We start from the raw sequence: 1,029 nt of genomic DNA on the forward strand, positions 1-1,029 counted from the left end.
GCTGTTGCTGCTGGCCAAGCTCAGTGGCGGTGAAACGGTCATGCAGGACGTGATCCGCATGCAGTTCCTGGGTCGCATGGACGGCACCGAAGGCTCCGGCAGCGCGCTGTATTACTTCAGCAGTTCGCTGGGTAACTACGCGCCGGCGTATCCGTTGGCAATACTCGCGCTGATTGCGATTGTCGCCGGTGGCCGCGAGGACAAGGGCCCGGCGCTGAAACTGGTGCTGTACTGCCTCGCCGCCGGCTTGATCGTGATGATCGGCTTGTCGGTGCCCCAGGCGAAAAAAGCGCGCTATGTGCTGCCGATGCTGCCCCTGGCCGCGATCATCGCCGCGTATCCGTTCCAGGTGTCGCGGGGCAGACTGTTCGCCGGGCTGCGCTGGCTGATGCTGGGGTTGTGGACGGTCATTCCGGGGCTGCTGATCGCAGGCTTGTTCGTGGCGCGTCACCGCTTCCCCGAGCAGATTGGCAGCCTCAATCCGGTGTTCGGGATCCTGATCGCGATCCAGGTACTGGTGCTGGGCTTGCTGTTCAACCGGCGGCTTCGCTACGTGGGCCCGGCCTTCGCCGCGGTATTGGCGGTGTGGCTGGCGTATATCGTGATGGTCGAGCCGCTGGAGCGCCGGCTGTATGACACGCGCACCTTTACCCTCCAGGCCCATGCGCTGACCCAGCAACAACCGGCGCCGCTGGTATTGCACGCACTGGGCAAGGACGCAAAAGCCATCAAGTTCATGGTCAACCTCGATTGCGACCGGGTGCCGTTGTTTACCCAGTTGCCTGCCGATCTGGCGCCGATCCAGGCTCCTGCATGGCTGATCATGAGCCAGTCGGACTATGAAGCGTTGAGCGACCCGCGTTTTCGTTCACTGCAGCCGGTACTGACCGGCCAGTTCGACAAGAACCCCTACGTACTGCTGCATTTGATCAAACCCGCACAACCTTGATACAGGGCGCGGGATAAGCGGAACCAACCGCTTATCCCGCGCCAGTACATTCAGTAGTTATAAATCCAAGTGTATGTAAG

1 pseudogene is annotated in these 1,029 nt (G+C 61.4%); it reads left to right on the forward strand.

Annotated elements, in window-relative coordinates:
• Nucleotides 1–949 (forward strand): annotated as a pseudogene (locus tag HX873_RS30910) (glycosyltransferase); the annotation flags it as partial.
• Nucleotides 950–1,029 lie beyond the last annotated feature (80 nt).

The organism is Pseudomonas sp. P7758 (assembly GCF_013386485.1).
GTDB lineage: Bacteria > Pseudomonadota > Gammaproteobacteria > Pseudomonadales > Pseudomonadaceae > Aquipseudomonas.